Annotated in this window: 25 protein-coding genes, 1 other RNA gene and 3 pseudogenes; 13 read left to right on the top strand and 16 right to left on the bottom strand. The window is 67.2% G+C overall.

The features are described from left to right. Positions 1-22: 22 nt before the first annotated feature. From prfB to smpB, 5 genes are all read left to right on the top strand, one after another. Positions 23-1,135 (top strand): peptide chain release factor 2, encoded by a 1,113-nt coding sequence (gene prfB, locus B4F19_RS14090; RefSeq protein WP_292728420.1) that lies wholly within the window; start codon positions 23-25, stop codon positions 1,133-1,135. A 108-nt stretch (positions 1,136-1,243) separates the two neighbouring features. Next, positions 1,244-2,461: a cell division ATP-binding protein FtsE gene (gene ftsE, locus B4F19_RS14085; protein ID WP_292735753.1), complete on the top strand. Its 1,218-nt coding sequence runs from the start codon at positions 1,244-1,246 to the stop codon at positions 2,459-2,461. Beyond that, a complete protein-coding gene (gene ftsX, locus B4F19_RS14080; protein WP_228177166.1) occupies positions 2,458-3,372 on the top strand; it encodes a permease-like cell division protein FtsX in 915 nt (304 codons plus the stop codon). The genes ftsE and ftsX overlap by 4 nt, the downstream gene beginning before the upstream one ends. Positions 3,373-3,397: 25 nt before the next feature. Next, positions 3,398-3,730, top strand: coding sequence for a hypothetical protein (locus B4F19_RS14075; protein WP_228177167.1), 333 nt, complete (start codon positions 3,398-3,400; stop codon positions 3,728-3,730). A 64-nt stretch (positions 3,731-3,794) separates the two neighbouring features. Next, positions 3,795-4,271, top strand: a complete 477-nt coding sequence (gene smpB, locus B4F19_RS14070) for an SsrA-binding protein SmpB (RefSeq protein ID WP_228177168.1) — start codon at positions 3,795-3,797, stop codon at positions 4,269-4,271. Between the two features lie 12 nt (positions 4,272-4,283). Here the strand turns inward: smpB and B4F19_RS14065 are convergent, their stop codons facing one another. Beyond that, complete coding sequence (locus B4F19_RS14065; RefSeq protein WP_228177169.1) at positions 4,284-4,949, bottom strand: SIMPL domain-containing protein; 666 nt, start codon at positions 4,947-4,949, stop codon at positions 4,284-4,286. A gap of 143 nt (positions 4,950-5,092) precedes the next feature. On the opposite strand from B4F19_RS14065, the gene ssrA reads away from it, so the two are divergent. Further along, positions 5,093-5,464: a transfer-messenger RNA gene (gene ssrA, locus B4F19_RS14060) on the top strand. Positions 5,465-5,677: 213 nt separating this feature from the next. On the opposite strand, the gene B4F19_RS14055 is transcribed toward ssrA, so the two are convergent. The 4 genes and pseudogenes from B4F19_RS14055 to B4F19_RS14040 form a co-directional block, all read right to left on the bottom strand. After that, positions 5,678-6,844 carry a tyrosine-type recombinase/integrase gene (locus B4F19_RS14055; RefSeq protein WP_194385019.1) on the bottom strand — a complete coding sequence of 389 codons (1,167 nt, stop codon included), beginning with the start codon at positions 6,842-6,844 and terminating at the stop codon, positions 5,678-5,680. Between the two features lie 232 nt (positions 6,845-7,076). Continuing rightward, a pseudogene (locus B4F19_RS14050) lies at positions 7,077-8,358 on the bottom strand (MFS transporter). A 202-nt stretch (positions 8,359-8,560) separates the two neighbouring features. Continuing rightward, positions 8,561-8,830: a hypothetical protein gene (locus tag B4F19_RS14045; RefSeq protein ID WP_194385021.1), complete on the bottom strand. Its 270-nt coding sequence runs from the start codon at positions 8,828-8,830 to the stop codon at positions 8,561-8,563. A 53-nt stretch (positions 8,831-8,883) separates the two neighbouring features. Then, positions 8,884-9,210 (bottom strand): ArsR/SmtB family transcription factor, encoded by a 327-nt coding sequence (locus B4F19_RS14040; RefSeq protein ID WP_194385022.1) that lies wholly within the window; start codon positions 9,208-9,210, stop codon positions 8,884-8,886. Positions 9,211-9,393: 183 nt separating this feature from the next. Between B4F19_RS14040 and B4F19_RS14035 the strand changes: the two genes are divergently transcribed. Further along, a complete protein-coding gene (locus tag B4F19_RS14035) occupies positions 9,394-9,678 on the top strand; it encodes a metal-sensitive transcriptional regulator (protein WP_228178038.1) in 285 nt (94 codons plus the stop codon). Between the two features lie 46 nt (positions 9,679-9,724). Next, the gene (locus B4F19_RS14030; protein WP_195691743.1) at positions 9,725-10,081 is read left to right on the top strand and encodes a heavy-metal-associated domain-containing protein; all 357 of its coding nucleotides are present in this window, start codon (positions 9,725-9,727) and stop codon (positions 10,079-10,081) included. Positions 10,082-10,237: 156 nt separating this feature from the next. Here B4F19_RS14030 and B4F19_RS14025 read toward each other — a convergent pair. The 10 genes and pseudogenes from B4F19_RS14025 to B4F19_RS13985 all read right to left on the bottom strand — a co-directional run bounded on the left by B4F19_RS14025 (position 10,238) and on the right by B4F19_RS13985 (position 19,791). Next, positions 10,238-12,482: pseudogene (locus B4F19_RS14025) on the bottom strand (heavy metal translocating P-type ATPase). 137 nt (positions 12,483-12,619) lie between these two features. Next, positions 12,620-13,444, bottom strand: coding sequence for a cytochrome c biogenesis CcdA family protein (locus B4F19_RS14020; protein ID WP_228178228.1), 825 nt, complete (start codon positions 13,442-13,444; stop codon positions 12,620-12,622). A gap of 29 nt (positions 13,445-13,473) precedes the next feature. Beyond that, complete coding sequence (locus B4F19_RS14015) at positions 13,474-13,923, bottom strand: TlpA family protein disulfide reductase (RefSeq protein ID WP_414683131.1); 450 nt, start codon at positions 13,921-13,923, stop codon at positions 13,474-13,476. 39 nt (positions 13,924-13,962) lie between these two features. After that, positions 13,963-14,088 (bottom strand): annotated as a pseudogene (locus tag B4F19_RS15925) (TlpA family protein disulfide reductase); the annotation flags it as partial. After that, on the bottom strand, positions 14,085-15,383 hold the full coding sequence (locus B4F19_RS14010; RefSeq protein WP_228178040.1) for an APC family permease: 1,299 nt from the start codon (positions 15,381-15,383) through the stop codon (positions 14,085-14,087). The pseudogene B4F19_RS15925 and the gene B4F19_RS14010, both read right to left, overlap by 4 nt. Before the next feature lie 28 nt (positions 15,384-15,411). After that, entirely contained in the window at positions 15,412-16,248 is an 837-nt protein-coding gene (locus B4F19_RS14005) for a F510_1955 family glycosylhydrolase (protein WP_228178041.1), read from the bottom strand. A 79-nt stretch (positions 16,249-16,327) separates the two neighbouring features. After that, a complete protein-coding gene (locus tag B4F19_RS14000) occupies positions 16,328-16,813 on the bottom strand; it encodes a DUF6153 family protein (protein WP_292727951.1) in 486 nt (161 codons plus the stop codon). Positions 16,814-16,868: 55 nt separating this feature from the next. After that, positions 16,869-18,329, bottom strand: a complete 1,461-nt coding sequence (locus tag B4F19_RS13995) for a multicopper oxidase family protein (protein WP_228178043.1) — start codon at positions 18,327-18,329, stop codon at positions 16,869-16,871. Next, on the bottom strand, positions 18,326-18,682 hold the full coding sequence (locus tag B4F19_RS13990) for an SHOCT domain-containing protein (RefSeq protein WP_228178044.1): 357 nt from the start codon (positions 18,680-18,682) through the stop codon (positions 18,326-18,328). The genes B4F19_RS13995 and B4F19_RS13990 overlap by 4 nt, the downstream gene beginning before the upstream one ends. An 803-nt stretch (positions 18,683-19,485) precedes the next feature. Then, on the bottom strand, positions 19,486-19,791 hold the full coding sequence (locus tag B4F19_RS13985) for a transposase (protein ID WP_228178045.1): 306 nt from the start codon (positions 19,789-19,791) through the stop codon (positions 19,486-19,488). A 109-nt stretch (positions 19,792-19,900) separates the two neighbouring features. Between B4F19_RS13985 and cmtR the strand changes: the two genes are divergently transcribed. From cmtR to rhuM, 4 genes are all read left to right on the top strand, one after another. Continuing rightward, positions 19,901-20,257 (top strand): Cd(II)/Pb(II)-sensing metalloregulatory transcriptional regulator CmtR, encoded by a 357-nt coding sequence (gene cmtR, locus B4F19_RS13980; RefSeq protein WP_195691741.1) that lies wholly within the window; start codon positions 19,901-19,903, stop codon positions 20,255-20,257. Then, entirely contained in the window at positions 20,254-21,009 is a 756-nt protein-coding gene (locus B4F19_RS13975; protein WP_228178046.1) for a cation transporter, read from the top strand. The genes cmtR and B4F19_RS13975 overlap by 4 nt, the downstream gene beginning before the upstream one ends. Positions 21,010-21,260: 251 nt before the next feature. After that, positions 21,261-24,005 (top strand): AAA family ATPase, encoded by a 2,745-nt coding sequence (locus tag B4F19_RS13970; RefSeq protein ID WP_228178047.1) that lies wholly within the window; start codon positions 21,261-21,263, stop codon positions 24,003-24,005. A gap of 112 nt (positions 24,006-24,117) precedes the next feature. After that, positions 24,118-25,047: a virulence protein RhuM/Fic/DOC family protein gene (rhuM, locus tag B4F19_RS13965; RefSeq protein WP_228178048.1), complete on the top strand. Its 930-nt coding sequence runs from the start codon at positions 24,118-24,120 to the stop codon at positions 25,045-25,047. 9 nt (positions 25,048-25,056) lie between these two features. Here rhuM and B4F19_RS13960 read toward each other — a convergent pair whose 3' ends face one another. Continuing rightward, on the bottom strand, positions 25,057-25,236 hold the full coding sequence (locus B4F19_RS13960) for an excisionase family DNA-binding protein (protein ID WP_228178049.1): 180 nt from the start codon (positions 25,234-25,236) through the stop codon (positions 25,057-25,059). Positions 25,237-25,370: 134 nt separating this feature from the next. On the opposite strand from B4F19_RS13960, the gene B4F19_RS13955 reads away from it, so the two are divergent. After that, positions 25,371-25,997, top strand: coding sequence for a hypothetical protein (locus tag B4F19_RS13955; protein ID WP_228178050.1), 627 nt, complete (start codon positions 25,371-25,373; stop codon positions 25,995-25,997). The last annotated feature ends 239 nt before the right edge of the window (positions 25,998-26,236 follow it).

Below are 26,236 nucleotides of genomic sequence, written 5' to 3'. Positions count from 1 at the left end.
TTCCACGTTAGTCTGGACTGTCATGCTCGAACTCGATCTGTCCGCCGACATCCAGGCCCTGCGCTCCACATTCAACGACATCCAGTCCGTTGTCGACGTCGACGCGCTCGCCGCAGAGATTGCGCGACTGAGCGACGAGGCCGGCGCGCCCGACCTCTGGGACGACCCCGAGCAGGCGCAGAAGGTCACGAGCGCCCTGAGCCACCGGCAGTCGGAGATGTCTCGCATCACGGCAGTCGCACAGCGCCTCGATGACCTCGAAGTGCTCGTCGAGCTTGCCAACGAGATGGATGACGAGGAGTCGGCAGCCGAAGCGCGCCGCGAGCTCGCCGAGCTCGAGAAGGTCATCGGCGATCTCGAGGTGCAGACGCTGCTCGACGGCGAATACGACGATCGGTCTGCCGTCGTGACGATCCGCTCGGGCGCCGGTGGCGACGATGCCACCGACTTCGCTGAGATGCTCATGCGCATGTACCTGCGGTGGGCCGAGCGCCACAAGTACCCCGTGAAGGTCATGGACACCTCCTACGCCGAGGGTGCGGGGATCAAATCGGCGACGTTCGAGATCGACGCGCCCTACGCCTACGGCACGCTCTCGGTCGAAGCCGGAACCCACCGTCTCGCCCGGATCAGCCCCTTCGGCGCCGCCGACAAGCGTCAGACCTCGTTCGCGGCTGTCGAGGTCATTCCTGTCATGGAAGAGGCCGTCGAGGTTGACATCCCCGAGGGCGACATCCGTGTCGACGTCTTCCGATCCTCGGGTCCCGGCGGTCAGTCGGTCAACACCACGGACTCGGCGGTTCGCATCACCCACATCCCGACCGGGATCGTGGTCTCGATGCAGAACGAGAAGAGCCAGATCCAGAACCGCGCCGCTGCCATGCGCGTTCTGCAGACCCGCCTGCTGCTGCTCAAGCGCGAAGAAGAGGCGGCAAAGAAGAAGGAACTCGCCGGCACGATCACGGCCAGCTGGGGCGACCAGATGCGCTCCTACTTCCTCTACGGCCAGCAGCTCGTGAAAGACCTACGCACCGGTCACGAGGTCGGGAACCCCGCGGTCGTATTCGACGGAGACCTCGACGGGTTCATTGCCGCGGGCATCCGGTGGCGCAAGCGCAAGGATGACGACGACTGACGCTCTGTCCCCGCCTCGAGGGGAGCCTGAACGTTCTCGATGAAGACTGAGCCCGCTTCGGGTGTCGCACCGGGCAGTGATCGCCCTCGCGCTTAGGCTCAGATGGCCATGATCCGGTTCGAGAACGTCACCAAGCGATACCGGGGCACCGCGAAACCCGCCCTCGACCAGGTGAGCTTCGAAGTGCTCCGCGGCGAGTTCGTGTTCCTCGTGGGTGCGTCGGGATCGGGTAAGTCATCCTGTCTGCGCCTCATTCTGCGAGAGGACATCGCCACCTCCGGCAACGTCCTCGTGCTCGGGCGCGACCTGCGCACCCTCGCCAACCGCAAGGTGCCCTACTTCCGCCGCCACGTCGGCGCCGTCTTCCAAGACTTCCGGCTGCTGCCGAACAAGACGGTCTTTCAGAACGTCGCCTTCACGCTGCAGGTCATCGGCTCCTCACGAGGGTTCATCAAGCAGGCGGTTCCCGAGGCGCTCGCCCTCGTCGGACTCGCCGACAAGCAGAAGCGGATGCCGCACGAGCTCTCGGGTGGTGAGCAGCAGCGGGTTGCGATCGCCCGCGCGTTGGTGAACCGCCCCCAGGTGCTGCTGGCCGACGAGCCCACCGGAAACCTCGACCCTGCGACATCCATCGACATCATGCAGCTGCTCGCGCGGATCAACGCCGGCGGCACCACGATCGTCATGGCAACCCACGAGGCGGGCTTCGTCGATCAGATGAAGCGGCGCGTGATCGAGCTGCGCGGCGGCCAGATGATGCGTGATGAGCGTCACGGTGGCTACGGCGACACGTCGGGTCTGCCCCGGCTTCAGCCCGAGCAAGTGCGCGGTGCCGCTGCTGCAGCTGCGCTCACCGCGGTCCTCGAACTGCAGCGTGAGGTCGGCATCGAGCCGACGGTGACGGATGCCGAAATCGCGGTCGCCGCTGCAGTCGATGTCGCCGACGATCCGTCGACAGCATCATTGGTCTCTGCTCTCGCTGAGGTGCGTCCGGCCCCGGTTTCGCCCGATGTTCCGGCCCCGGCGGTCGCCGAGGCGCCGACGGACGAGGCGCCAGCACACGCTCCGGCCCAGCGACCCGCTCCGGCGGAGCGACTCGCGCCCGCGGATCGACCTGCTCCCGCAGAGCAACCCGCGCCCAGTGCACCGTCAGTTCCGCCCGAGTGGCAGGTGCCTGCAGCGCAGCCCGCACCCGCTCCGCGCCCCACGACACAGCCGGTACCGGTCATCGACATCCCCGAGGTCGAGGTCGAGGAGCTGGGACTGGCGGAGCGGCTGGGGCTGGATGCCGAGCGTCGCGATGATGAAGTCGGGCCCACCTCATGAGGGTCGGACTCGTTCTCGGTGAGGCGTTCAGCGGGCTGCGCCGCAATGCGTCGATGGTGATCTCGGTCGTGCTCGTCACCTTCGTCTCGCTGACCTTCGTGGGCGCCGCCATGCTCATGCAGCTACAGATCGGCACGATGCGCACCTTCTGGGCCGATCGCGCCCAAGTGCAGATCTATATGTGCAGCTCGTTGTCGCAGGTGCCCACCTGTGCGAACGGCGTTGCCACGCAGGAGCAGATCGACGGTGTCCAGGCCGAACTGGATTCGGATTCGCTTGCTCCCCTGATCAGTGACCTTCAGTTCGACAGCGCAGAGCAGGCCTACCAGGAGGCGATCGATCTGCTCGGTGACGAGTACGACGGCATCCTCACCGCCGACCAGATCGGTGCGCAATTCCGCATCACACTCGCGGACCCGACGAAGTCAGCCGTGATCTCCGAAGCTTTCGGGGGAACCGACGGGGTGGAAGAGGTCAAAGACCAACTGCAGTACCTTGAGCCGCTGTTTTCTGCGCTGACTGTTGCAACATATGTCGCAGTCGGGATCGCGGGGCTCATGCTCATCGCCGCAGTCCTGCTCATCTCGACGACGATCCGCCTCTCGGCATACGCCCGAAGACGCGAGCTCGGCATCATGCGGCTGGTCGGAGCATCCAACCGGTTCATCCAGACGCCGTTCATTCTCGAGGGCGTGTTCGCAGCCCTCATCGGATCGGTGCTGGCAAGCGTGGCCGTCGTTGCGGGAGTGCAGTTCGGCGTGCAGGACTATCTGCGCTCGCGTATTCCATTCATCGCGACCTGGGTCGATACCGCCGACATACTGATCGTCATCCCCGTCCTCATCGGAATCGGAATCGTGCTCGCCGCGTTCTCGGCGGGCTTCGCGATCCGGCGTTGGCTCCGAGCCTGAGCCGGCGGGAGCGAGGAGAACAGCGATGGCGCAGGATCCCCGAGCACCGCAGCCGGTAGGTTCCGCGCCGGCGTGGGGCATTGCGGGCATCATCCTCGGGCTCGGCCCGCTGCTGCTTTTCGGTGTGGCCGCTGCCGCGAACCTCGGTGGCCCCCTCATTTCGGTAGCCGTGTTCGGGCTGCCCGTGGTTGTAACCACCGTGTTCGCCGTGCTCGTCATCCGTCGCCTGTTGCGCGCGCGAGAGATCGGGTGGGGCTACACGGTGGCTGCGGTCACGATCTTTGCCGGTGTTATCGGATACGTCCTCTGGTTCTTCCTCGCACTGCTGGCGATCCAGTTCGGCAACGGGCCGGCCTGACCCCGCTGACTGCCGCGCGGCCAGCGCTTGATACACTGGTGGGCTGCCGTCGAAAGGAGGAGTCATGCCACGCGAACGCGGAGAGAAGGTCATCGCGACCAATCGTCGTGCGCGCCACGACTACTCCATCGAGAAGACATACGAAGCGGGCCTCGTGCTCACCGGCACCGAGGTGAAGTCCCTGCGTCAGGGACGCGCCAACCTCACCGACGGTTATGCGTACATCGACGGCGGTCAGGCGTTCCTGGACGCGGTCCACATCCCGGAGTACTCGCAGGGCCACTGGACCAATCACGCTGCCAAGCGGGTGCGCAAGCTGCTGCTGCACAAAGACGAGATCATCAAGCTCAGTCACGCTGTCTCGGCGGGCGGATACACGCTCATCCCCATGAAGCTCTACTTCTCGGACGGGCGCGCCAAGGTCGAGATCGCGGTGGCCAAGGGTAAGGCCGAGTACGACAAGCGCCAGACGCTGCGGGAGCGCCAAGACAAGCGCGAGGCCGAACGCGCCATGCGCACCCGCAACCGCCTGGGGGAGTAGCCGCGCGCCCGGTCAGCGGGCGCTGAAGCGTGCTTCGACGGCTGCGCTGACCACGATGTCGGCGGGCTGCAGTTCCAGGGCGCTCGCGGAGTCCATCGGGCTCGCCGCCATCATCATCCGGGGCGACGGGCCGGATGCCGCAGCCGGCGATCCGCCACCGAGCAGGCCCACGTCTGCCACTTCGACGGCAGTGACCTCGGCAAGTCCGAGGGCGGCGGCATAGGCGGTCGCTCGGGTCATCGCGACACGGACAGCCTGGGCGGCGACATCAGCCTCGACGGCCTTGCGGGTCGCGTCGGTGAGCATCCACTGCACCCCATCGATCTGGATCGTGTCGAGCTCGGCGATCTCACCGAGCCATCCCGAGAGCGCATCGAGATCGGCGAATGTGGCCGACACGTCGAGCGAAGCATGGTGAACGAGCGGCAGCGGCTTGCCTTCGGAGTTCCACGGGCGCTCGGAGCGGACGGCCAGCCGACCGGTGGACCACTCGCGGATCTCGCCCGCATCCTGTCGGGCGGTCAGCGCGGCGCGCAGCATGCTTGCGGCATCCGTCGCTCTGCCCATGACGTCGGTTCGTTCGCCGCCCTCGGTCCTGATCGTGAGCCGTGCCACAGCCTCTTCGGGAGCGACCCGGGTCTCGTGTTCGCCGCGGACGGTGATGATGACATCGCGCATGAGTGCGACTCTACGTCGTGTGGCTGAGCACCGGGAATGCGCGGGATGCGGCATCCGTTGTATCCTGTAACGCTCGGGTGCTTTGCATCCTGAACCTTCGAAACTCCACAGTGTGACAGCGGCCCTTCGCAAGAAGGACTCACGGGGATGATCGGTTTCGACATCGTCTGCGAATTCGCGAGAAGCGGGCCGAGGATGCGGGGTTATCTCGTAAACGCCCCCTGCAAACAAATAACTGCCAATAAGAAGCAGTCTGACTTCGCCCTCGCTGCCTGAGCAGCGAGCCCGAGTCCGTTAGCCCGTAGGCGATCCCGCTACGGTTCCTAGCGTCATCTAAGGGATCTTGCTGCGTGACGGCGCCTGGACGTCACGCGGGACTTCTCCCAGGCTGGGCTTGTCGACTTAGGTGTCTGTGACAAAGGTCGGAGCCGAGCAGAACGCTTTCACAGAATGCGCCCGGAGAAGGCGCGATGACCCAGCGATGGACGGGGGTTCGATTCCCCCCATCTCCACTGCCGCTGTCACGGAGTTGAAGCCCCGCGATCCCTTACGAGAGTAGGGATCGCGGGGCTTTTCTTCGCCCGTGGATGAGCGGCGCGATACCGAGTCGCCCACAAATCGCCCACAAGCTTCTGGCGCATATAGGTCGAAAAGCGTGTCCGAAAGCCGCTAGTTGCAGTTCATGCGCCGTCGGTCGTTGAGCGAGCGCAGCGAGACGAAACGCCCCGTCAGGTCTCCCAGAGCCGCGCGACGTTCGCGTTGAGCCCACCCTGATTCATCCGTTCGGCCACGTCGGCGAGGTCGTCGTCGAAGAGGTCGGCGTAGGTGTCGAGCGTCATCGCCGCCGACTTGTGTCCCAGCATCCGCTGCACGGCCTTGACGTTCGCACCCGACGAGATCGCGAGGCTCGCGGCGGTGTGACGCAGGTCGTGCGGAGTCAGCCGCTCGATGTCGGCGAGGTCGAGCGCCGTGGTGAACCACGAGTTCACGCCGTGCTGCGTCTTCGCGCGGCGCAGATGCTTGCCCTGCAGATCGGTGAAGACCAGATCGTCGGCGCGCTTGCCGCGACACAGCTGCTCCAGCGGCTCTTCCAGGAAGGCCGGGAATGGCACCAGCCGGCGCTCCCAGTTCTTCGGTGTGCCGAGCACGATCTTGCCTTCGACCTCGACCGCCGCTCGCTGCACCTGAATTCGGTGTCTCGGGAAGATGATGTCGCTCACGTGCATGCCGATCGCTTCGCTCCACCGGAGGCCGCAGTACGAGAGCAGAAGGATCAGCGTCCTATGCGTGTCGTTGTTGGTCGCCTCGGCGAGGCGAACGACCTCGCTGTGGGTCAGGTAGCGACGCGGCTTCTGGGACTGTTTCGGGGGCAGATTCTGAGCGCCGCGAGCGACGTTTCGAGGGATGCGTCCGTCGCGCACAGCTGTGTCAAGGATGCCGGCGAGCACGCCGAGCGCGCGATAGACGACGCTTGCAGACCGGGGGCTTGCGCCGGCCTTCGCGCTCTTCGTCCGCGTCGTCGTCGCGGTGCCCTCCGACAGCTCTCGGATCCATTGCTCCACGTGCGACGCGCGAATGTCTCCGATCCGAACGTCGCCCCAGCGGGGGAGGACATACACCCGCCACGACGTGTTCAAGGAGCTGAACGAGGAAGCCTTGAGTGCGTGCTTCTTGTTGCGCAGCCACTCGACGCCCAGCGCTCCGACAGTGATACGCGCCTCACCGGGGTCGGTATAGGAGCCGTTCGAGCGCGAGACCTCGGTGTGCGCGAGGTAGAGCTCGGCGTCCTTCTTGGTGCGGAAGCCCTTCTTCTCGACCTGCTTCTGCTGGTCATCGCGCCAGCGCACGCGGTAGCGCTTGCCCGCCGCGATCTCGTACGCCGTGATGCTTCCCATGGGTGACCTCGGGGTCAGGGTAGCGCCGACCGCGGACGCTGGCGGGTGCGCTCGAGCTGCACCAGCGTGTCTTGCGGACAACTGTCGGTATTTGCATGATGGGCGACCGGTGACCTCGGGTAGTGCCCGGAAGAGGTGGGTGGGGTACGGCCAGGATGGTGCACGATTGAGGCTCCGTCGTGCGCGCTCGGATCGGCGTCGGAGAGGGCGCGTTGGGAGCACCGCAGAGGGCTCAGGTGGCCGATGCTCCGTTGCGGTGTTGTGTGGAGAGAGTCTCGTACATCCTCCCGGCGACGATCGCGGCGACGACCGCGGAGATCGCTGCGGCGACCCACAGCGCGGCCTGCAGGCCGAGGAGGTCGGCGACGATTCCGCCGATGATTGCGCCGACGGCGTAGCCGAGGTCCCGCCAGACGCGGTAGACCCCGACGGCACGTGCACGCCAGGTGGGGTGGGCGACGTCTCCGACGACGGCGAGGAGGGTGGGGTAGACATCGCGGTGCCCAGGCCGAGAAGGATCGTCCCGGTCGCCCAGACGGTGAGGCTGCTGCCGGCGCCGATGATGACCAGGGCGATGGCCTGGAGGGCCATGCCGCCGGTGACGAGGTGCTTGCGGCCGATGCGGTCCGACAGGGCTCCGGTGAACAGCTGCCCGATGCCCCACACGCCCGGGTACAGCGCGAACAGGATCGCGATCTGCGCGGTGGGGAGGTCGCGGGTGGCGAACAGCAGGGGGAACAGTCCCCATGAGGGGCCGAAGTTCAGGTTGTTCACGAGCCCGGCGAGGCTGGCCGAGGCGAGCGCGGGTTCGCCGATGCTCGCGAGGAACCAGGTCCGCCGGTGCGTCAGGCCGGCGTCCTGGCTGGGCCGGGTGGTGGCGGGTGTGAGTTGTGCGGCCTCGGCGTGGGCGTGTCCGTGGGTTTCCCGTACGAAGATGCCGGTGATGATGAGCGCGAGGGCGGTGTAGGCGATGCCGAGCAGGAACGGTGCGGGGCGCAGCCCGTATTCGGTGGCGAGGTACCCGGCCAGGAGGGATGAGACGGCGACGGCGCCGTAGCCGGCGGCTTCGTTCAGTCCCATCGCGAGACCGCGCTGGCGGGGGCCGACGAGGTCGATCTTCATGACCACGGTCGCGTGGACCAGGTCAGGCCCTGGCTCACCCCGAGGAGCGCGTTCGCGGCGACGACCCATCCCCAGTCGGGTGCCCAGATCAGCATCAGCGGGACGGGCACTGCGACGAGCCACCCGGCCAGGAGCACCGGTTTGCGTCCGAATCTGTCCGAGAGGGTGCCGGCGAACCAGTTCGAGATCGCCTTGGTGACTCCGAACACGGCGACGTAGCTGAGCACCATGGTGTATCCGGTGATCCCGAACACGTCGCGCGCGAGCAACGGCAGGACGGTCTGCTCTTGACCGACCATGCCCCCGACGAGTGCGTTCACGGCGACGAGCAGCGCGAACTGCGGAGCGTTCTCCCGCAATCCGAGGCGCGGCGGCGGCGTAGCGGCGGTCATGCGATTCGTCGCGGCACTCGTCTGCCCGCGGGCTTCCCGCTGGGTGCTCGGCGCGCGGAGTCCGCCATGATGGGCGAGCAGTCAGCTGCGGAGCGGGATGCGGCGGGGGAGGCGCCTGTTGTGCGGGGAGGCTGGGCGTAGTCGAACAAGGGGGGCCTCGTGGGTTGCTTCTGAGGGGTGGTCTCGAGTCGCAGTCGGGTCGTCAGGACTGTTGCGACAGCGAGGTGGTGGCAAGCTCGCTGAGGACCTCGTCGGGGGTGATGTCGCCGCTGATCCGAACCCTGCGGCGTCCGGGTTCGTCGTGCAGTTCCACATTGGTGATGCGCGAGACGAAGGTGTCGCCGCACCCGCACGCGCCGACGTTGCACGAGGCCACGAACGCGTCCAGTACCTCCAGCGGTGTCTCACGGGGGAGGAGCAGGTCGACGCCTCCGTCGACGGTGAGAGCAGTCGGCGAGATCTGGGCGGTCATCGGATGGTTCCCTTTCGGCTGGTGTTCGGGGTCGGCGGTGGGGGAGATCGAGATCACTCGGCTGGCTCGCCGCCGGCCAGACCTTGGAGGACGTCAAGAGCGTCGCGGATGCCCTCGGTCGCGAGGCAGTAGTAGACGTAGCCGCCGCGCCGCTCCCCGACCACGAGACCGCGGTCGCGCAGGATGCGCAGGTGGTGAGACACGGTCGGCTGGCGTTCCCCGGTGGCCTCGACGATCGCGGTGACCGGCACGCACACGCCGTCCAAGGCGGTCAGGATCCGCAACCGGGTCGCGTCGCCCAGGGTGCGCAGGAACTCGGCCAGGGCGGACGCCTGGCCCGCCGCCATCGGCTCGTTCCCGCGAACGGGCGTCGTCTTCATCGTCACAGTGTGCTCCTCAAGGGCATATGTATATCTACCTATCTAGATATACCCACATCGTGGGTGGGATGCGGCAATGGCTGTTTCCGTCGACAACAGGCACTGACTCGGATCCGCCCAGTCGCGCCTCTTTATACCCCATACCCCTAGCGGGTATATTGGATGGTGCGACGGAGGTGCGGGATGGCACACGGATATTCGGGCGACAAGCAGGCGCTGCTGATGAGGTTGCGTCGGGCCGAGGGCCAGGTGCGCGGGATCGCGCGAATGGTCGACGAGGAGGCCTACTGTATCGACGTCCTCACCCAGGTCTCCGCGGTCACGAAGGCGTTGGAGTCGGTTGCGCTGACTCTGCTGGAAGACCACCTCGGACATTGCGTCGCGGAAGCCGTCGGCGAAGGCGGGCCGGTCGCGCAGGAGAAGCTGCGTGAGGCGAACGCGGCCATCGCGCGCCTGGTGCGCTCATAGAAGCGCGCATTTCACATTCACTCAACGCTCGCGAAGGGAGCACATCATGGCCGGACAGGGATTGCGGGACCTCGGACTGCGGTCGACCAACGGTGGCGGCTGCGCGTGCTGCAGCCCCACCTCCCACAGCACTGCGACCAAGGACGCGGCCGCCCTCGTTGCGGAGCCGATCGAGGGCGACGAGGTGTCGGCTCAGTTCCTGGTCGAGGGCATGACCTGCTCGCACTGCGTGCGCAGCGTCACCGAGGAGGTGTCCGCGATCGATGGTGTCTCCGGTGTCGACGTCGATCTGAAGGCGGGCGGCGTATCGACGGTGACCGTGACCAGCACGGCGCCGGTGGATGCGGTGCAGGTGCGGCATGCGGTCGAGGAGGCCGGGTACAGCCTTGCGTCCACGTCATGAGCACGGGTCGGTGATGCGGTCTCCACAGCAACGGGGTGACTCCGCGGGCTGTTCAGTGATGGCGACCACGGGCTGACTCGACGAACGGCGCTCCCCCCGGGATCTTTGCCTGAGGGGAGCGCCGTTGCCGTCTGCGTGGTGATTCGCCGGGTGGCGTCAGCGGCCGAGGATCGTGCGGGCGCTGTTCGCCGGGGTGAGGTCGAGGCTCCGCAGCAGCTGCGCGTTGAGGGCGACCACCACCGTGGACAGCGACATCAGGATCGCCCCGACGGACACGGGGAGGACGAATCCGATGGGAGCGAGGACGCCGGCGGCGAGGGGCACGGAGATGAGGTTGTAGCCGGCCGCCCACCACAGGTTCTGCTTCATCTTCCGGTAGCTCGCTCGGGACAGCTCGATCACCGACAGCACGGACCGGGGATCGTCGCTGGCGAGGATCACGCCCGCGGAGGCGATGGCGACGTCGGTGCCGGCGCCGATCGCGATGCCGACGTCCGCTCGGGCGAGGGCGGGCGCGTCGTTGACGCCGTCTCCGACCATCGCGACGCGCTTGCCTTCGGCCTGCAGCTCGGCGATCTTGGCGGACTTGTCCTCGGGGCGCACGCGCGCGAACACCCGGTCGATGCAGAGGTCCTCGCCGACCGCGTGGGCGACGGCTTCGGCGTCGCCGGTGATCATCACGACCTCGATGCCGAGGGCATGGAGCGCGTCGACGGCATCGCGCGACTCGGGACGGACCTCGTCGGCGAGCTTGAGGCCGCCGATGGCCCGACCGTCTCGGACGACGTGGAGGATGATCGCGCCTTCCGCTCGCCACGCGTCGGCATCCTCGATCTCGTTGAGGCCGAGCTCTTCGAGGAGAGCGGGGCCGCCGACGCGGACTTCATGGTTCTCGACGGTCGCGGTCACCCCGACCGCGGGGGACGAGGTGAAGCCGGCAGCGGACGGGATGGTCAGATCCTTCTCGCGGGCAGCTCGCACGATGGCCTTGGCGAGGGGGTGTTCGCTGTCGGCTTCGGTGGCGGCCGCGAGTGCCAGAACGGTCTCGGCGGAGTCGGAATCGGCGGTGGAGATGCCGGTGACGGTCGGCTCGCCCTTGGTGAGGGTGCCGGTCTTGTCGAACAGGACCGCGTCGATGGTCCGCATGCTCTCCAGGGCGAGGCGGTCCTTGACGAGAACACCGCCGCGGGCCGCGCGCTCGGTGGCGATCGACACGACCAGGGGGATGGCCAGACCCCGCGCGTGGGGGCACGCGATCACCAGCACGGTGATCGTCCGGATCACCGCGGTGTCCGGGTCTCCGACGAGCGTCCAGACGAGCGCGGTGAGTGCGGCGGCACCCAGCGCGAACCAGAACAGCCAGCCGGCGGCGCGGTCGGCGATCCGCTGCGCCCTCGAGGTCGAGTTCTGCGCGTCGGCGACCAACCGCTGGATGCCGGCGAGGGTGGTGTCATCGCCCGTAGCGGTGACCTCGACCCGCAAGCCTGAATCTGTTGCGACGGTTCCGGCGGTCACCGTGTCGCCCGCGGTCCGGCTGACGGGGCGGGATTCGCCGGTGACCAATGGATTCGTCCATGTCGGCGCGGCCCTCCACGACCCTGCCGTCCGCGGGGACGCTGCCGCCGGGGCGGACGACGACCACATCGCCGAGTCGGAGGTCGGCGGGGGAGACGGTGACGACCTGGTCGCCTTCGACGCGTTCCGCTTCGTCGGGCAGGAGCGCGGCGAGGGAGTCCAGTGCGGAGGTGGTCTGCGCGAGGGACCGCATCTCGATCCAGTGGCCGAGCAGCATGATCACGATCAGCAGCGCGAGCTCCCACCAGAACTCGAGCTCACGGTGGAGGAGTCCGAGGGTGGCGCCCCAGGATGCGAAGAATGCGACGGTGATCGCGAGACCGATGAGGAGCATCATCGCGGGTTTGCGGGCTCGGAGTTCGCTGACCGCGCCGCTGAGGAACGGCCAGCCGCCCCAGAAGTACATCACGGTGCCCAGCACGGGAGAGATCAGCTGTGCTCCGGGGAACGAGGGAACCGAGTAGCCCAGGACCATCCCGAACATGCCGGAGAACGCCACGACCGGGACGGCGAGGATCAGGTTGATCCAGAACAGCCGCCGGAACTGGGCGACATGATGTGCGCCATGTCCGGCGTGCCCGCCATGGCCCGCATGCTCCCCGTGGTCGGCGTGGCTGTCATGACCGGCATGCTCCCCGTGGCTGTCATGTGCACCGTGGTCGGCGTGCGCGTCGTGGTCGGCGTGCGCACCGTGGTCGGCGTGCGCCTCATGGCCGCCGTGTCGGGCGTGCTCGTCGTGGACGGCCGCGTCGGTCGGCTTGGCCGCCGGGTCTGGGTGGTCGGTGGTGGTGCGCGCGTGGTGGTGGTGCGCGTGTGGGTCGATCATGGTGTGCTCCCTCGCTGTGGAGTGGGATGGGTGATGCCCACTCGTCCCTCACAAGACTTGCTCACCCCAACCACGATACCCCCTAGGGGTATTCCCTCGGGAGGGGATCCACGTCGGGTGCGGGGACTGCTGTGTCGTCAGATGGGGAGGGGGACGCTCAAGAACACGCCTTGCAGGTTCGACATCAGCGCGGTCCACAGGCCCGTGACCATGAGCGTGCCGAGCGCGATGAGGAGTGTTCCGCCGATGATGTTGATCAGGCGGATGTGGCGGCGCATCACTCCGACGGATCGGGTCGCCCAGCCGAATCCGAAGGTGAGGAGGATGAACGGGATGCCGAGACCGAGCGAGTATGCGAGGCCGAGGAGCGCGCCGCGTGCAGCGGATGCCTGATCGAAGGACATCCCGAGGATGACGGCGAGGGTGGGGCCGATGCAGGGTGTCCAACCTATGCCGAGAGCGATGCCCAGCAGGGGGGCTCCCGCCAATCCGATCCTTCCGCGCACGCGTGGCCGCATGGTGCGTTGCGCGAACCGGAGGCCGCCGATGAAGACCACGCCCATGATGATGATGAACGCGCCGAGGACGCGGGTGATCGGGTCGGCGTATTCCAGGAGGAGCCTTCCGGCGGTGCCGCCGAGCATAGCCACGCTGATGAACACGACGGTGAATCCGGCGATGAACAGCACCACGCCGATCACGACACGGTGCCGACCGGTCGTGAGAGCCGCGGTCGGAGTCGGAGCGGCGGATACCGGGGCGGCCGCGGTCGGGCCGTGGCACTCCGCGTCGCTGGTGCTGTCCGGCTCGTCGAGGTGTGCTCGAGGCGCGGGTGTGTGTGTCGTGCGGGGTGCTGCGGCGGCGCCGATGTAGCCGAGGTAGCCGGGCACCAGGGGAAGGACGCAGGGGGAGAGGAACGATACCAGCCCGGCGAGCACGGCGATCGGGATGGCGACGAGCAGGGACCCGCCGGCGACGGCGTCGACGAGGCTCACGATTCGTCCAGAGTCTCGGAGATGATCGTCTTGAGGACCGAGGCGCTGCTGAGCTGGCCGATGACTCGGGCGGCGACCCTGCCCTGCCGGTCCAGCACAATCGTTGTCGGCACGGCGTTCAACGGAGTCCTCTCCGCGAACGCGAGTTTCACGGACGCGTCGACGGTCGCCAGGGCACTGGGGTAGGTGACTCCGTAGGTGTCCGCGAACGCGGTCGCGGCGGCAGCGCCGTCGTAGATGTTCACGCCGAGGAAGGACACGTCTTCGTCTGCGAACGCCTCGTGCGCGGCTTCGAGCTCCGGCGCCTCGACACGGCACGGCGCGCATGCGGCGTACCAGAAGTTCACGACGAGGACATCGCCGGCGTACTCGTCGCTGGTGACGGCGTCGCCGGTGTCGAGCACTCCCTGGAACGTGACGGGTTGACCGCGGTCTGCTGTGGGGATCTCGACGACCCGGAAGCCGTCGGCGGCGATGAACCCCTTGTTGTCGCCCGCCCGGTACTGGTCGGAGAGGGGGTTGTCGGAGCAGGATGCCAACGAAGCTGTGAGGGCGAGCGCCGCGCCGGCCGCGGTGAGGCGCCGCAGTGTCGTCGTTGTGCGTCGGGTCATCGGCCGCTCGTCTCGGTTCGGTGCCGACGGGTGACGACCCATGCCTGTGCGGCGAAGATCACCGCGGCGAGGCCCGCCGCGACGCCGACGGTGAGCAGGTCGGACTGCACCTTGCTGATCGTGAACGCGGCGAGGATCGCGACGTCCAGCACGATGGTGGCGATGGGCAGCCAGCGGTGCGCAATGATCTTGTCGCGCAGGCGACGGAGCACTCCCCATTGCACGGCGATGTCCATCGTGAGGTAGAGGAACACGCCCAGCGCTGCGATACGGCCTAGGTCGAACACCGCGGTGAGGACGATCGCGGCCCCGGCAGTGATCAGCAGGGGCTGGTGGGGCACCCGCGCGGGAAGCGCGGGTGCCTGCTTCATGTCCTGCAGCATCCCGTACAGGCGCGACACGGAGAACAGGCTGGCGAGCAGTCCGGAGAGGGTCGCGATCACCGCGACGGCCACGGTGATGCCGACGCCCCACGCGCCGAACAGCGGGTGGGCTGCTTCGGCGAGGGCGTAGTCGCGGGCATCGATCGCGCCGGATGCTCCGATGCTTGCCCCGACCGACAGGGTGATCAGCAGGTACAGCACCGCGCAGATCGCGATCGAGATCATGATGGACCGGGCGATGTTCCGTTTGGCGTCCTTCAGGTCATCGCCCTGATTGGTGATCGTCGTGAAGCCCTTGTATGCGAGGACACACAGCGCGACGGCAGCCACCACCCCGAGCAAGCCGTCTCCGCTGTCCGAGCCGTCCGAGAAGAACCCCGCGCCGGTGGCGGCTGCGCCGATGAGCCCGGCCGCCGCGAGTACTGCGATCCCGACGATCTTCAGGACAGCGGTGACCAGCGCGGAGCGTTCGACGAGCTGGTTGCTGACGAGGTTGACCACCGCCGCGGCCGCGATCGCGATGACCCCCAGCAGCGGCACCAGCACGACGGAGTCCTGGAGCCCGAAGGGTCGCAGCAGGTAGGTGCCGAAGGTGCGGGCGAGGAGGCTCTCGGCGACCACCATCGACACGTACATGAACAGCGAGAACGACCCCGCGACCACGCCCGGGCCGTAGGCGTCTTTCAGCAGCATGGCGATGCCGCCCGCCGACGGGTTCACGCTCGAGTACCGCGCGTAGGCGTACGAGCTGACACCGGCTACGGCGGCGCCGGCGATGAACGCCACCGGGAACCAGTCGCCGGCGAGTCCGGCGACCTGCCCGACCAGCGCGAAGATGCCCGCGCCGATCATCACCCCGGTGCCCAGCGCCACCGAGCCGACGAGACTGATCTTCGTGTCCTGCTCGCTCACGTGCGCCTCCCGAATCGCAGGCCCCGGATCACTGGTCGCCGCCGAGGAGCCGGAGCCCGCTGTCGTCGGCCACGGCGATCTCTCCCGACGAGGTGAGAGCGATCGCCTGCGCCTGGCCGTCCGCGCTGCCCGCTTCGACCCACGATACGGCGGCGTCCGCGCTCGTCCAGATCGTGCCTTCGACGTCGACTCCGACCAGCGTCGAGTGGTCGGGGGATGCCGACAGTAGATAAAGTGTCGGCGCATCCGGGACGGGCGCGAAGGTGACTGCGCCGTCCACGCTGAACAGAACCCCGCCGGGGGTGGTGGCGTAGACGGTGCCGGTGTCGTCGACGGTGAGCGCGTACGCGGAAATGTTCGCGCCCGCTGCTGTCCAGGTCGAACCGCCGTCTGTGCTGGTCAGAACGGCCGGCTCGTCGGTCGAGAGCCCGTACAGGGTGCCGTCGGGTCCGGCGGTCAGGGCGTGGAAGTCCTTCTCGCTCGTGTACGCGATGGGGGACCAGGTCTGGCCGGCGTCGTCGCTGCGGATGATGCCGAGGTGCGGGGATCCCCACTCTGCGGGGGTGTTCGCGCCGGGGTGGCCGGACGCGACGAAGGCGTCGCCGGTGACGGCGAGCCCCATCGCGTCGAATTCGTACCCGCCGATCGGGTCCCCGATGCCGCCGTCGGCATCGACCGGGAGGAGACCGTCGTGGGTGCCGAGGATCGTGGTGCCGGTTGCCGGGTCGGTGATGATCGCGTGGACGTGGGTGGACAGGGCGGACGAGTGGTCGTCGCCCGCGGTGGTGGTCTGTGCGGTGCAGGCGGTGAGGCTGAGGGTGGCGACAGCGGCAATGGCCACCGCCGCGCGAACGCGGAAGTGCATGAGGGTTCTCTCGATCAAGGTGAAGGGGTGGCGCCGAAACGGCGAAGACCAGGCGAGCCCGACAAGTCGGGCGCACCCCTCACGTGCGACTGATCGAAAGCGCCGTCAGATCCGGCGAGGAGGGGCGCGCACTCGCGCGCATCGCGCCCACAAGTCGGCTGAGGGCCATCGCAGCGACGCCGATGCGCACCTCTCTGGGCAGAGCTCGAACGGCGAGCAGAACGATGAGGATCAGCGCGGTCACGCACATCGCCGCGACATCATGGCTGCCGACCGTCGCACACCCCGCGCAGTCGGCGCTGAGATCGGCCGGCGCCGACAACGGTGCCGACGCGGCCACGGATGCCGACACGGCAGCGGCGTCATGGCCTCCCCCTGTCGAGTCGGCCGCGATCAGCGTCGACGTCGTTTCGGTGTGTGCTGTCGAGGACCCGGTCCACAATGCGTGCATGCCGACCAGCCCGGCCATCAGCAGCGACACCACGATCACGGCGAACCACCGGCGGGAGGCGCTGCCGCCACCCGCTGCGTTCGACCACTCGTTCATCCGCTGCCCCTTCGGCACCCAGCCATCGTAGCCGGGCTCGCCCGGCGGGCGAGCCCGCGGGGCGAGCGCGGGGTTACGCGGCGTCGACGACACCCATCATGCCGAGGTCTTCGTGGTCGAGGATGTGGCAGTGGTAGACGGTCTGGCCGGGGAACCGGTCGAACGCGATCCGCACCGTGACCGACGTCCCCGCGGGCACGTCGACGACGTCTCGGACGTCCACACCGGTAACGTCGGCGCTTCCCGCGCGGAGGACCTGCATCGGCCAGACGTGCAGGTGGAACGGGTGGTCCATCGGCGACACGTTCACGATCGTCCAGTCCTCGACGGTCCCGATCGTCACACTCTGATCGGTCCGGCCCGCATCGAACGCGCGCCCGTCGATCAGGAACCGCATGCCCGCGCCGCCGCCCATGCCCATGCTCATCGTGAGCGTCCGCGTGCCGTCGACCGCAGTCTCGCGAAGGTCGCGGCGGGTACTCACGACCGGGTCGGCGACCACGGGGGGCGTCGCTCCGGCATCCGGGACCACGGTGAGCACGACAGCCTCGGGCGACGTCGTGGAACCGCCGCCCATCATCCCCATCCCCGCCTGTCCTCGGTCGTAGGCGGCAGCCACCAGGTCCGTCGCCGCTGTGGGAGTGGTGATCACGACATCGGCGCGGTTCCCCGGGGCGAGGACCAGCCGATCCGCGGACTGTGGGGTGCGGCGGTGTGAGTCGATCCCGCGCACCCGGGCGTCCAGGTCGCCCAGTCGCAGGTCGAGGTAGCGGCTCGTGCACGCGTTGACGATCAGGAGTCGCTGCTCCGATTCCGCGGGCGCGGGAAGCGTCGGGGAGGGCTGGCCGTTGACCAGCAGCACCTCGCCGGTGCGTCCCAGCATCCGCTCGACTCCCGACACCGACGCGACCGCACCATCTGTGATCGTCACGTCCGAGACGACCACGACCCGCGGCGGCGCCTGGGACCAGTCCTCCTCGTCCACGATGATCGCACCGTACAGGCCGGCGAACACCTGATCGGCGACCAGCTCGTGATGATGCGGGTGGTACCAGAACACTCCGGCCGGGTGATCGTCCGGGAGCTGGATCTCGTAGTCGAAGCTCTCCCCGGCACCGATGCGCAGGAACGGGTTGTCGCTGTTGTCGGATGCCGACACCAGCAGACCGTGCGTGTGCAGATTCGTCGGGTCGGTGAGGTCGTTCTGCAGCCGCACCCGCAGGAGATCACCGGGACGGAGGTGAAGCGTGGGTCCGGGAACGGTGCCGTTGTAGGTCAGCATCCGCACCGACGCGCCACCGACCTCCACCTCCCGCTCGGCCGCCTGCAACGTGACATCGAGCACACCGTCGACCGACTCCAGCACCGACGGCTCGACCCACCCGGCCGCCCCCGACGTCGCGGTCGCCGTTCCGCTCCCGGAGGTCTGCGATCCGACCGTCGTCCACACCAACCCGGTCGCGCCGATGCCGAGCGCGCCCACACCGAGAGCGCCGATCGTCAGAGCCTGCCGGCGTGTGATCCCCCCGCTCATGCGCCGTTGAGAGTACGCATACGTTCGTTGAACTCATCCGTGTCGATCTCACCGCGCGCGTACCGCTCCTCGAGGATCCGCCGCGCCGACGACACCTCAGCCCCTGGGGCCGGCGTGCCGACCGCGGGAGGTGCGGCGGCGGGCGGGGCCGCGTTCGTGCGCGTGCTCAGCCGGATCGCCACGAACACCAGCAGCCCGATCCCGATCAGGATGAGGATGCCCCACAGCCAACCCCAGCCCCAGCCCATGCCCATCCCGAAGCCCATGTCGTAGCCGCCGTCGCCGTCATCCCACATCATCAGAACACCACTCCTTCTGGACAGGTCACCAAGACCTGCGATGACCTCGCGCATACCCTGTGTGGGTATCGAGGACACGTCCACCCTACGTCCGATACGGACGGCGCAGGTCGGGACGAACGTCCCGACCTGCGGCCGCGCACGGGCTAACACTGAGTGGCCGGAGACGTGATCGACGCGGGTGGTAGCCTGGCCGCACATCCCCGGGATCGCTCGCCCGAACGGCTCCGGCACGTGGGAAACGTTTGGGAAGAATCGACCGCAAACGACCGTCACTGAGCACAGCGTGGAATGCAGTGATTCCGCGGAATCATGCGGGACTGTGGCCGTCGAAATGTTGGAAATGTCGAACCTTCAGAGTTCAAATCCCTCCGTCTCCGCCATGAAAGCCCTTTCCGACATTTCAGAGCATTGCTCGGTCACGCTCGACGACGGAAACTAGCGCTAATCTGGCCGTTTGAGATTTCAAAGACGAAGGGATCGCGCTTCTCAATCGGGAGCTCTCCCGCGAGATTCCGCAGTTCTTGCTGTTCCAGCGGCCGCTTGGGAAGAGTTTGGGAAGAGCTGGAGACGGAGGTGTCTGGACCCTCGGTTCACGAGATCACTCGGCAGCGGCGTCGTCTTGTCGGACCGCGTGGTGAACGGCGCCCATAGACGCCGTAGTTCTCCGCATGCAGCCTCGCGACCTCCGGCACCAGCAGTTCGTCCTTCAGCTGTCGGGCCGACGGGGCGCGGTCTTTCGCGCCGCGCGGTAGCCGCGGGAGGTGAGGAAGCCCTGCACTGCCGGTCGCAGGACACGGCAGATGAGCTCGACCCGAAGCGATCCCGGTACTCGTCGATGAACCGGATCATCTCGGTCAGGGGCGGTCGAGCTCCTTCGCGAAAAACACGCTCGCAGCCTTGAGGATCTCGTTCGCCTTCCGCAACTCCGAGACTTCCTTCTCCAGCTGCTTGATCCGTTGAGCGGCGTCGGTCGAGACGCCTGGCTTGGTGCAGGCGTCGACCTCGTAGCGGCGCCGCCAGAGGCGCAGCGTCTCCGGGCTCATCCCGAGCAGACCGGCGACATGACGGACCGCGCTCATCATGTTCGGGTGCTCCGGCCGCGCCTCGGCGAACACCCGCAACGCACGCTCACGCATCTCCGGCGAGTACTTCCTGTTCATCGAGTTCCATCCTTGCTTGAAGAACGGAACGAAAGTGCAGCCGATTCACTCTGCCAGCCGGCTGAAGTGCGACTACGTGATAGGTCAGCACAAACTGTATAGTCATCGCGTGCTGACTATTGCCACGCGAGTGGATGTGATGAACCGGCTCGGCAGGGCCATGGCGGACCCGACGCGTTCACGGATCCTGATGACTCTGCTGAATGGGCCAAGCTACACGGCTGTGCTTGCGCGGGAGCTTGAGCTGACCCGGTCAAATGTGTCCAACCACCTGGCGTGTTTGCGTGACTGTGGCATCGTGGTCGCCGAGCCTGAGGGCCGGCAGACCCGGTACGAGATCGCCGATCCGCATCTTTCCCACGCGCTGACCTCGTTGCTCGAAGTGACGCTCGCGGTGGACGAGAGCGCACCGTGTATCGACCCGGCCTGTACCGTTCCTGGCTGCTGTGTGCAGGATGTCCAATGAGCGCGGCGATCACGGCTGATCGCCGCGTGACGCTGCACCGGCGGGTGCGACTGATCGTCGCGTTCACGATCACCTACAACATCCTCGAGGGCATTATCGCGGTCGCTGCGGGTGCGGCCGCGTCGTCGGCTGCGCTGATCGGGTTCGGTCTGGACTCATTCATCGAGGTCCTCTCGGCCGTGGCGGTGGCATGGCAGTTCACCCGGAAGAATCCCGAACGGTGGGAGAAGCCGACCGTCCGGGCGATCGGCATCGCGTTCTTCGCGCTTGCCGTGTACGTCACCGTCGACGCGATCATCGCCCTCGCCGGCGTCGAACCGGTTGAGCACAGCCCGCTTGGCATCGGTATCGCGGTCGCGAGCCTTGTCGTCATGCCCGCACTCGCGTGGTTCCAATTCCGGACCGGCCGCGAACTCGGGTCCAAGAGCGTCCAGGCAGACGCCAAGCAACTGCTGCTGTGCATCTACCTGTCCGGCACCGTGCTGATCGGCCTGCTGCTGAACTCGCTCTTCGGCTGGACGTGGGCCGACTCGATCGCCGCACTGATCATCGCTGCGCTCGCGATGCGCGAGGGAATCGAGGCCTGGCGCGGCGACATCGAATCACCGTTCGAATCCGCGTCGTCCCAGTGCCGCGTTGCTATTGCCCGGCCGATGGAGTGCCCGCCCTGCTCCGGGCGACTGCGGGCACCTCGCTGGAGCAATGAGTGGGCCTCCCCGCTGCCGAGCTACCGAAACGCGACCGCGAGATGATCGCTCTAGGCTTCCGAACGGACTCGCCGCTGCGAGACAGGGGGCTCCGACACATCGCGACGCAGTGCCGCGACGAGGTGACCGAACGGCGAAGACGAGCATCGAACTGATCACCTGGCGAATGACGATGCACGCAGGCATCACGGGATGACCGCGGCCGGTCCGCATGCACAAATCTGCATCCGCCGCCACTTGGCTACACTTCGGAAAAATCCCTGGATAATCGAGAAAACCGGTCGTACCCTGGCGCCATGAGAGGTGGCCTGGAGCGTTGGAAACGGGGTGCTAATTCGCGCGGGGTCCGCCACGCGATCGCGTACGCGATGGAGGGCACCTGCGATGCTCACCTCCCGCACCTTTACGGTGTCGAAGCGCTCGAGAACTACAGCGATGTCTCAGGTGCGACCGTATCGAGATTCATCGTGGAGAACGGTGCCATCTCGAGCGACGAGTTGACCGCCGGTGGACTCCGCGTATGGCTGACCGGCCACGATCCGATCACGGGGGAGGAACGAGGCCGTCAGCGGTTGAGTCCCGACGCTGACTTGGTGCTCGACGGGACGATCAATCACCCGAAGTCCTACAGCATCGCCGCGCTTCTGCATCCTGGGCTCGCACGAGAGTTCGAAGCGCTGCAGGACCGGCTGAGAGACCAAGTGCTCCTCACCTGGCAGCGGCAACTCAATGCCCGACGTGGACACAACGGGCTCATCCGCGAAGACAGCACCCGGCTCGAGGTTGTCGAGTTGCAGCACCGCCGTTCGCGCGCGCTTGACCCGCACATCCATCGTCATCTGTGGCTCAACGTGAAGGTGCTCGGCGCCGACGGCAGGTGGTCGAACGTCGACTCCCGAGTCGCGATGAAGCTGCACACCGTTGTGAATGCCGAAGGTGAGCTTGCTGCGCGCACCGATCCTGAGTGGATCGCAGCGCTGGCCCGCCACGGCTACACGATCGGGATCGACGGCGAGATCGCTGAGCTGGCCGCTACCGTGCGCCCGCTGTCTCGTCGGTCCGCGCAGATCGAAGCCAACCGTGCACGCCTGATCGCTGAATGGACGTCTGCTCACGGCGGGTCCGCGCCCAGCATGGACGCGCTGACGCAGATCGATCGGCGCGCGTGGGCGGTGTCGAGGCCGAACAAGCCCCAGGGCCTCGATGAAGGCTCGTGGGAAGCAGTCGTGCGCGACGAGATCGCCGAGATCGATCAGACCCTGCGCCAGGAGCGCGCCACGGTCGAACTCGATCACGTCGATCCTGCGGTGCTCGATCGTGACCTGCTCGCGGCGATGGCGATCGTCGACGCGGACGGGCGCTCTGTGGGCTCCAGTGGGCGATTCAGTGCTTTCGACGTGCGCGCCGGCGCCATCCGCGCGCTCTCACGCAGTGGAATCGTCGCCGCGCGTGCCGACCTCGATCAGGTGATCGACGACGTCACCGCACGAGCGCTGCGCGAGTCGGTCGACCTCGGAGGCGGGGCCGACGCCCCCGCGCACGTCAAGGTCTTCATGGCGACCGAAACGATGAGGTCGAAGATCTTCCTCTCGCACCGGCTCGACCGAATCGCAACGCCCGGACGCTCCCTCCTCCCCACCGAACTGCGAAAGCAGGCCGGTGGGGAGTGCGGCCAACTGGACTCGGCGCAATTCGTCGCCGCAGCCGCGATCGCCGGAAGCGACGGCCTGGTCGCCGTCACCGGGCCGGCCGGTGCAGGCAAGACGACCATGCTGCGGGTCGTCTTTCGCGCGCTGAGCGCGCAACGCCGACGCATGCTCATCGTCGCGCCCACGCGCAAGGCGGCTTCGGTTGCAGCGCGCGAGGTCGGCGCGGCCGCAACCAGCATCCACGCGCTCCTCGCGGATCACGGATTCCGGTGGGGCACGGATGCCGCGGGTGCCACGACCTGGCATCGACTGTCGATCGGCGACGTGGATGCTGCTACCGGAGCGATCTACGACGGCCCGACGAGCTTCGTCCTGCGCGCGCGGGACCGCATTGTCGTCGACGAGGCCGGCATGGTCGACCTGCAGGTCGCGAACGCGCTCGCAGAACTCGCCCACGAGCGCGGTGTCGGCGTCGCCATGGTCGGCGACCCTTATCAAGCCCTCCCCGTCGGACACGTGGGTGCCATGGCTGCCGCCGTCCGGCACGCTTGCGCCGCGGTCGAGCTGGACGCGGTGCACCGATTCGCGGATGCCGAGTACGCGGCCCTCACGCTCGAGCTGCGGCATCCCGACGATGCCGAGCACGCGGCGCGTATCGCGAGCCGACTGGACGAACGCGGGCACCTGACACGAGTCGACCATGCGGAGGATGCCCATCGGCACATGATCGACGCCTACTTCGCATGGCAGGCGCGCGGCAAGCGTGTCGCGCTCGTCACCGGCGCCAATAGCGACGCCGGCGCACTCAACGACGAGATCCAGCAGCGGCGGGTCGATCGCGGGGAACTGGACCCGACCGTTCTCGCGTGGGGCATGGGGGAGCAGCGCATCCTCGTCGGCGACACCGTTCAGACGCGCCGCAACGATCGTCGTGTGGGGGTGGAGAATCGCGCCACCTGGGTCGTCAGCAAGATCGCCGAAGACTCGCTGCTGCTGCGATCCGTCAACGACAGCGGGGATGTGCGCAAGGTCACACGCGACTACGCGTTCGAGCACGTGCAACTCGCGTACGCGTCGACCGTGCACGGCATACAGGGCGAGACGGTGGATGCTTCGATCGTCGGCCCTGACGTGGACGCCGCCGGCCTCTACGTCGGCCTTACCCGTGGACGCGAGCACAACGAGGTGGTCGCTGTCGCACACACCGGCCGCGCCGCGCGCGCGAACGTCGCGACTTGCATGCTGCGCGGCAGCACGGAGTTGACGATGCAGGATGCCGTGCGTGCAGCCCGGGCAGAGATGCAACGGGCTGCGCAGGTTCGAGATCGACACGATGCCTTCGCGCGCGGGCCTCACGTTGCGCCGAGCGCGGGGCGCGGGATGTCGATCTGACGGTGCTGGTCCTGATTGTCGCGCTGACGCCGACCACGGGGCGTCAGATGTCGGAGCGACAGACCCGGTGCGATCGTTCTGCGTTGTCGGCCGCTCGTGGTGAACTAGGCGAATGAGGTCGGCGATCGAGATCTTCGAGTCCACGGATGGTGTGGTGTCCCTCGAGCTGCGCACGGAGGGCGAGACCGTGTGGGCTTCGCAGGCCGATATCGAGCAGCTGTTCGGGATCGCGCGATCGAGCGTCTCACGTCACATCAGCAACATCATCCGCGATGCCGAGGTCGATGCCGAAAGCAATTTGCAGAAAGTGCAAATTGCTTCCTCCGACCGTCCCGTGACGCTGTACAGCCTCGACGTGGTGCTGGCCGTCGGGTACCGGGCGAACTCGGCGCGAGCTGTCGAGTTTCGTCGCTGGTCGACCGATGTGCTCAAGCGGTACATGCTGAAGGGAATCGCGACCAACGAGCGCCGGCTCCTGGAGCTCGACTCGCTTGTGAAGGTGCTGTCACGCTCGACGGACCAGCTTGTTGCTGGCGTCGCAGAAGTCGTCGCGCGTTACCTGCCGAGCCTGCGCGCGCTCCGCGACTACGACGAGGGCGAGATACCCGTTGTTGACGGCGATGTGCCGACCTGGACGCTGACCTATGACGAGGCGCGGGCGGTGATCGACGAAGTCGGGGCGGAGTTTCCGGCCGACGCGCTGTTCGGCGGCGAACGGGGCGACGCGTTGCGCGGTGTGGTGGCGACGATCTATCAGGGATTCGGGGGAGTGGACCTATACCCGACGGTGCAGGAGAAGGCGGCGAATCTGCTCTACCTCGTCGTGAAGGACCACCCGCTCACCGACGGGAACAAGCGCAGCGCGGCGGCGCTGTTCGTGCACTTCCTTGCCCGCAACCAGGTGCTCGACGACGCGCGCGGCGTGGCGCGGATCTCCAACAACGCGCTGGCAGCGATCACGCTCATGGTCGCGATGAGCGACCCGAAAGAGAAGGAACTGATGATCGCCCTTCTGGTGAGTATGCTCGCCGGCGAAGGCTGACCCAAGTAGTCAGGGCTCGACGCCGAAGATCCGCAGCAGCGCGGCTCTCGGGATCATCCGTCGGGGACCCAGCTGGACAGTCGGGATCGTCCCGCTGTCGATGCCGAGCTTGATCGTGGGGTAGTCCACGCCGACGAGTTCTGCAGCAGCCTTCATCGTCAACGCGAGCGACGTCGATGTCTGGTTCATCGTTCCATCTCCCATGGTTGTGCGCAGTGTGTGACAGCACTTGCGCACACCGTACACCCAAACTGAGCAATGCGCGACATGAATTCTTCACGTCACGCATTGCCCTCCAGAATTGTGCATGGCAGACTCGCCGCATGACCGAACTTGTCGTCGAGTCGATCGCGCCCGAGAGAGTCGAGGTGGGCGATGGCATCAGCATCCCGACTGCCTGGGACGTCATCGTGACGGGTGAGCCCGGCGTGCCTGGCGCCATCCGACTCCACGGCGAATATGACGACGCCCTGCGTCGCGCGGTAGCCGCGACAGTTCGTGTCGACCGCGTCGGCGAGGGCGATGAGGTCACGGCGCAGGTGCTGCGCGAAGCGCGGGTCCAGTGGCTCGTCGCGGCATCCGCGTTCCGGATTGTCACGGTCGCACGAGAGGGCGGCGAGTTCCAACCGCTGTCGTCCTATCTCGCAGACGTGAGAGCACACAGCGATCGCACGCCGACCGAAGCTCGCGACCAGGCGATCGTCCTCTACCGGATTGCATCCACCATCAATCTCGCTCCGCTCAAGTTCGTCTCGGACTACCTCAACGTGAGCGTCAGCACTGCGACCCGGATGATGGCTCGGGCGCGCCAGCAGGGGCTGGCTGCAGATCTGATCACCCGTGAGACCTACAACCGCATGCAGCAGGACGAGCAGCGACGGATGACGGGACCCCACCGCGTGCCGGGCTCGAGTCCCTCGCGTTCCTCTGGCCCCTCGATGGGCATGTGACCTCTGCGTCGCGGCGACCTGCTGGATCCACGAGCGTGAGCGGCGTAGCCTTGACTGAGCGAGGAACAGCCACGCGGCGGCGTTTGCGGCCCGGTTGACTCCCCGATCTCCACAGATTCGATGTTGAGAATCTCCTCCGTCGGATCGCCCACATATCGCCCGCATTTGCGGCTCTTCGGACATTCGGTGGGGGTGAGGCTCGCCGGGTGAGGTTCGGCGGGTAGGGGTCGAGGTCCCCG

The organism is Microbacterium sp. UBA1097 (genome assembly GCF_002313585.1).
Taxonomy (GTDB): domain Bacteria; phylum Actinomycetota; class Actinomycetes; order Actinomycetales; family Microbacteriaceae; genus Microbacterium.
This window is presented reverse-complemented; position numbering and strand designations above follow the sequence as displayed.

Excerpts from the sequence above, each read along its gene's own strand:
- B4F19_RS14075 (WP_228177167.1), top strand. The coding sequence starts at position 3,398 with ATGGCGCAGGATCCCCGAGCACCGCAGCCGGTAGGTTCCGCGCCGGCG.
- smpB (WP_228177168.1), top strand. The coding sequence starts at position 3,795 with ATGCCACGCGAACGCGGAGAGAAGGTCATCGCGACCAATCGTCGTGCG.
- B4F19_RS13985 (WP_228178045.1), bottom strand. The coding sequence starts at position 19,791 with ATGAACAGGAAGTACTCGCCGGAGATGCGTGAGCGTGCGTTGCGGGTG.
- B4F19_RS13995 (WP_228178043.1), bottom strand. The coding sequence starts at position 18,329 with ATGAGCGGGGGGATCACACGCCGGCAGGCTCTGACGATCGGCGCTCTC.
- B4F19_RS14045 (WP_194385021.1), bottom strand. The coding sequence starts at position 8,830 with ATGACCGCCCAGATCTCGCCGACTGCTCTCACCGTCGACGGAGGCGTC.
- B4F19_RS13990 (WP_228178044.1), bottom strand. The coding sequence starts at position 18,682 with ATGCGCGAGGTCATCGCAGGTCTTGGTGACCTGTCCAGAAGGAGTGGT.
- B4F19_RS14035 (WP_228178038.1), top strand. The coding sequence starts at position 9,394 with ATGGCACACGGATATTCGGGCGACAAGCAGGCGCTGCTGATGAGGTTG.
- ftsX (WP_228177166.1), top strand. The coding sequence starts at position 2,458 with ATGAGGGTCGGACTCGTTCTCGGTGAGGCGTTCAGCGGGCTGCGCCGC.
- B4F19_RS14065 (WP_228177169.1), bottom strand. The coding sequence starts at position 4,949 with ATGCGCGATGTCATCATCACCGTCCGCGGCGAACACGAGACCCGGGTC.
- B4F19_RS13975 (WP_228178046.1), top strand. The coding sequence starts at position 20,254 with ATGAGCGCGGCGATCACGGCTGATCGCCGCGTGACGCTGCACCGGCGG.
- B4F19_RS14030 (WP_195691743.1), top strand. The coding sequence starts at position 9,725 with ATGGCCGGACAGGGATTGCGGGACCTCGGACTGCGGTCGACCAACGGT.
- B4F19_RS13970 (WP_228178047.1), top strand. The coding sequence starts at position 21,261 with ATGAGAGGTGGCCTGGAGCGTTGGAAACGGGGTGCTAATTCGCGCGGG.
- B4F19_RS14005 (WP_228178041.1), bottom strand. The coding sequence starts at position 16,248 with ATGCACTTCCGCGTTCGCGCGGCGGTGGCCATTGCCGCTGTCGCCACC.
- ftsE (WP_292735753.1), top strand. The coding sequence starts at position 1,244 with ATGATCCGGTTCGAGAACGTCACCAAGCGATACCGGGGCACCGCGAAA.
- B4F19_RS13955 (WP_228178050.1), top strand. The coding sequence starts at position 25,371 with ATGACCGAACTTGTCGTCGAGTCGATCGCGCCCGAGAGAGTCGAGGTG.
- rhuM (WP_228178048.1), top strand. The coding sequence starts at position 24,118 with ATGAGGTCGGCGATCGAGATCTTCGAGTCCACGGATGGTGTGGTGTCC.
- B4F19_RS14055 (WP_194385019.1), bottom strand. The coding sequence starts at position 6,844 with ATGGGAAGCATCACGGCGTACGAGATCGCGGCGGGCAAGCGCTACCGC.
- B4F19_RS13960 (WP_228178049.1), bottom strand. The coding sequence starts at position 25,236 with ATGAACCAGACATCGACGTCGCTCGCGTTGACGATGAAGGCTGCTGCA.
- B4F19_RS14040 (WP_194385022.1), bottom strand. The coding sequence starts at position 9,210 with ATGAAGACGACGCCCGTTCGCGGGAACGAGCCGATGGCGGCGGGCCAG.
- prfB (WP_292728420.1), top strand. The coding sequence starts at position 23 with ATGCTCGAACTCGATCTGTCCGCCGACATCCAGGCCCTGCGCTCCACA.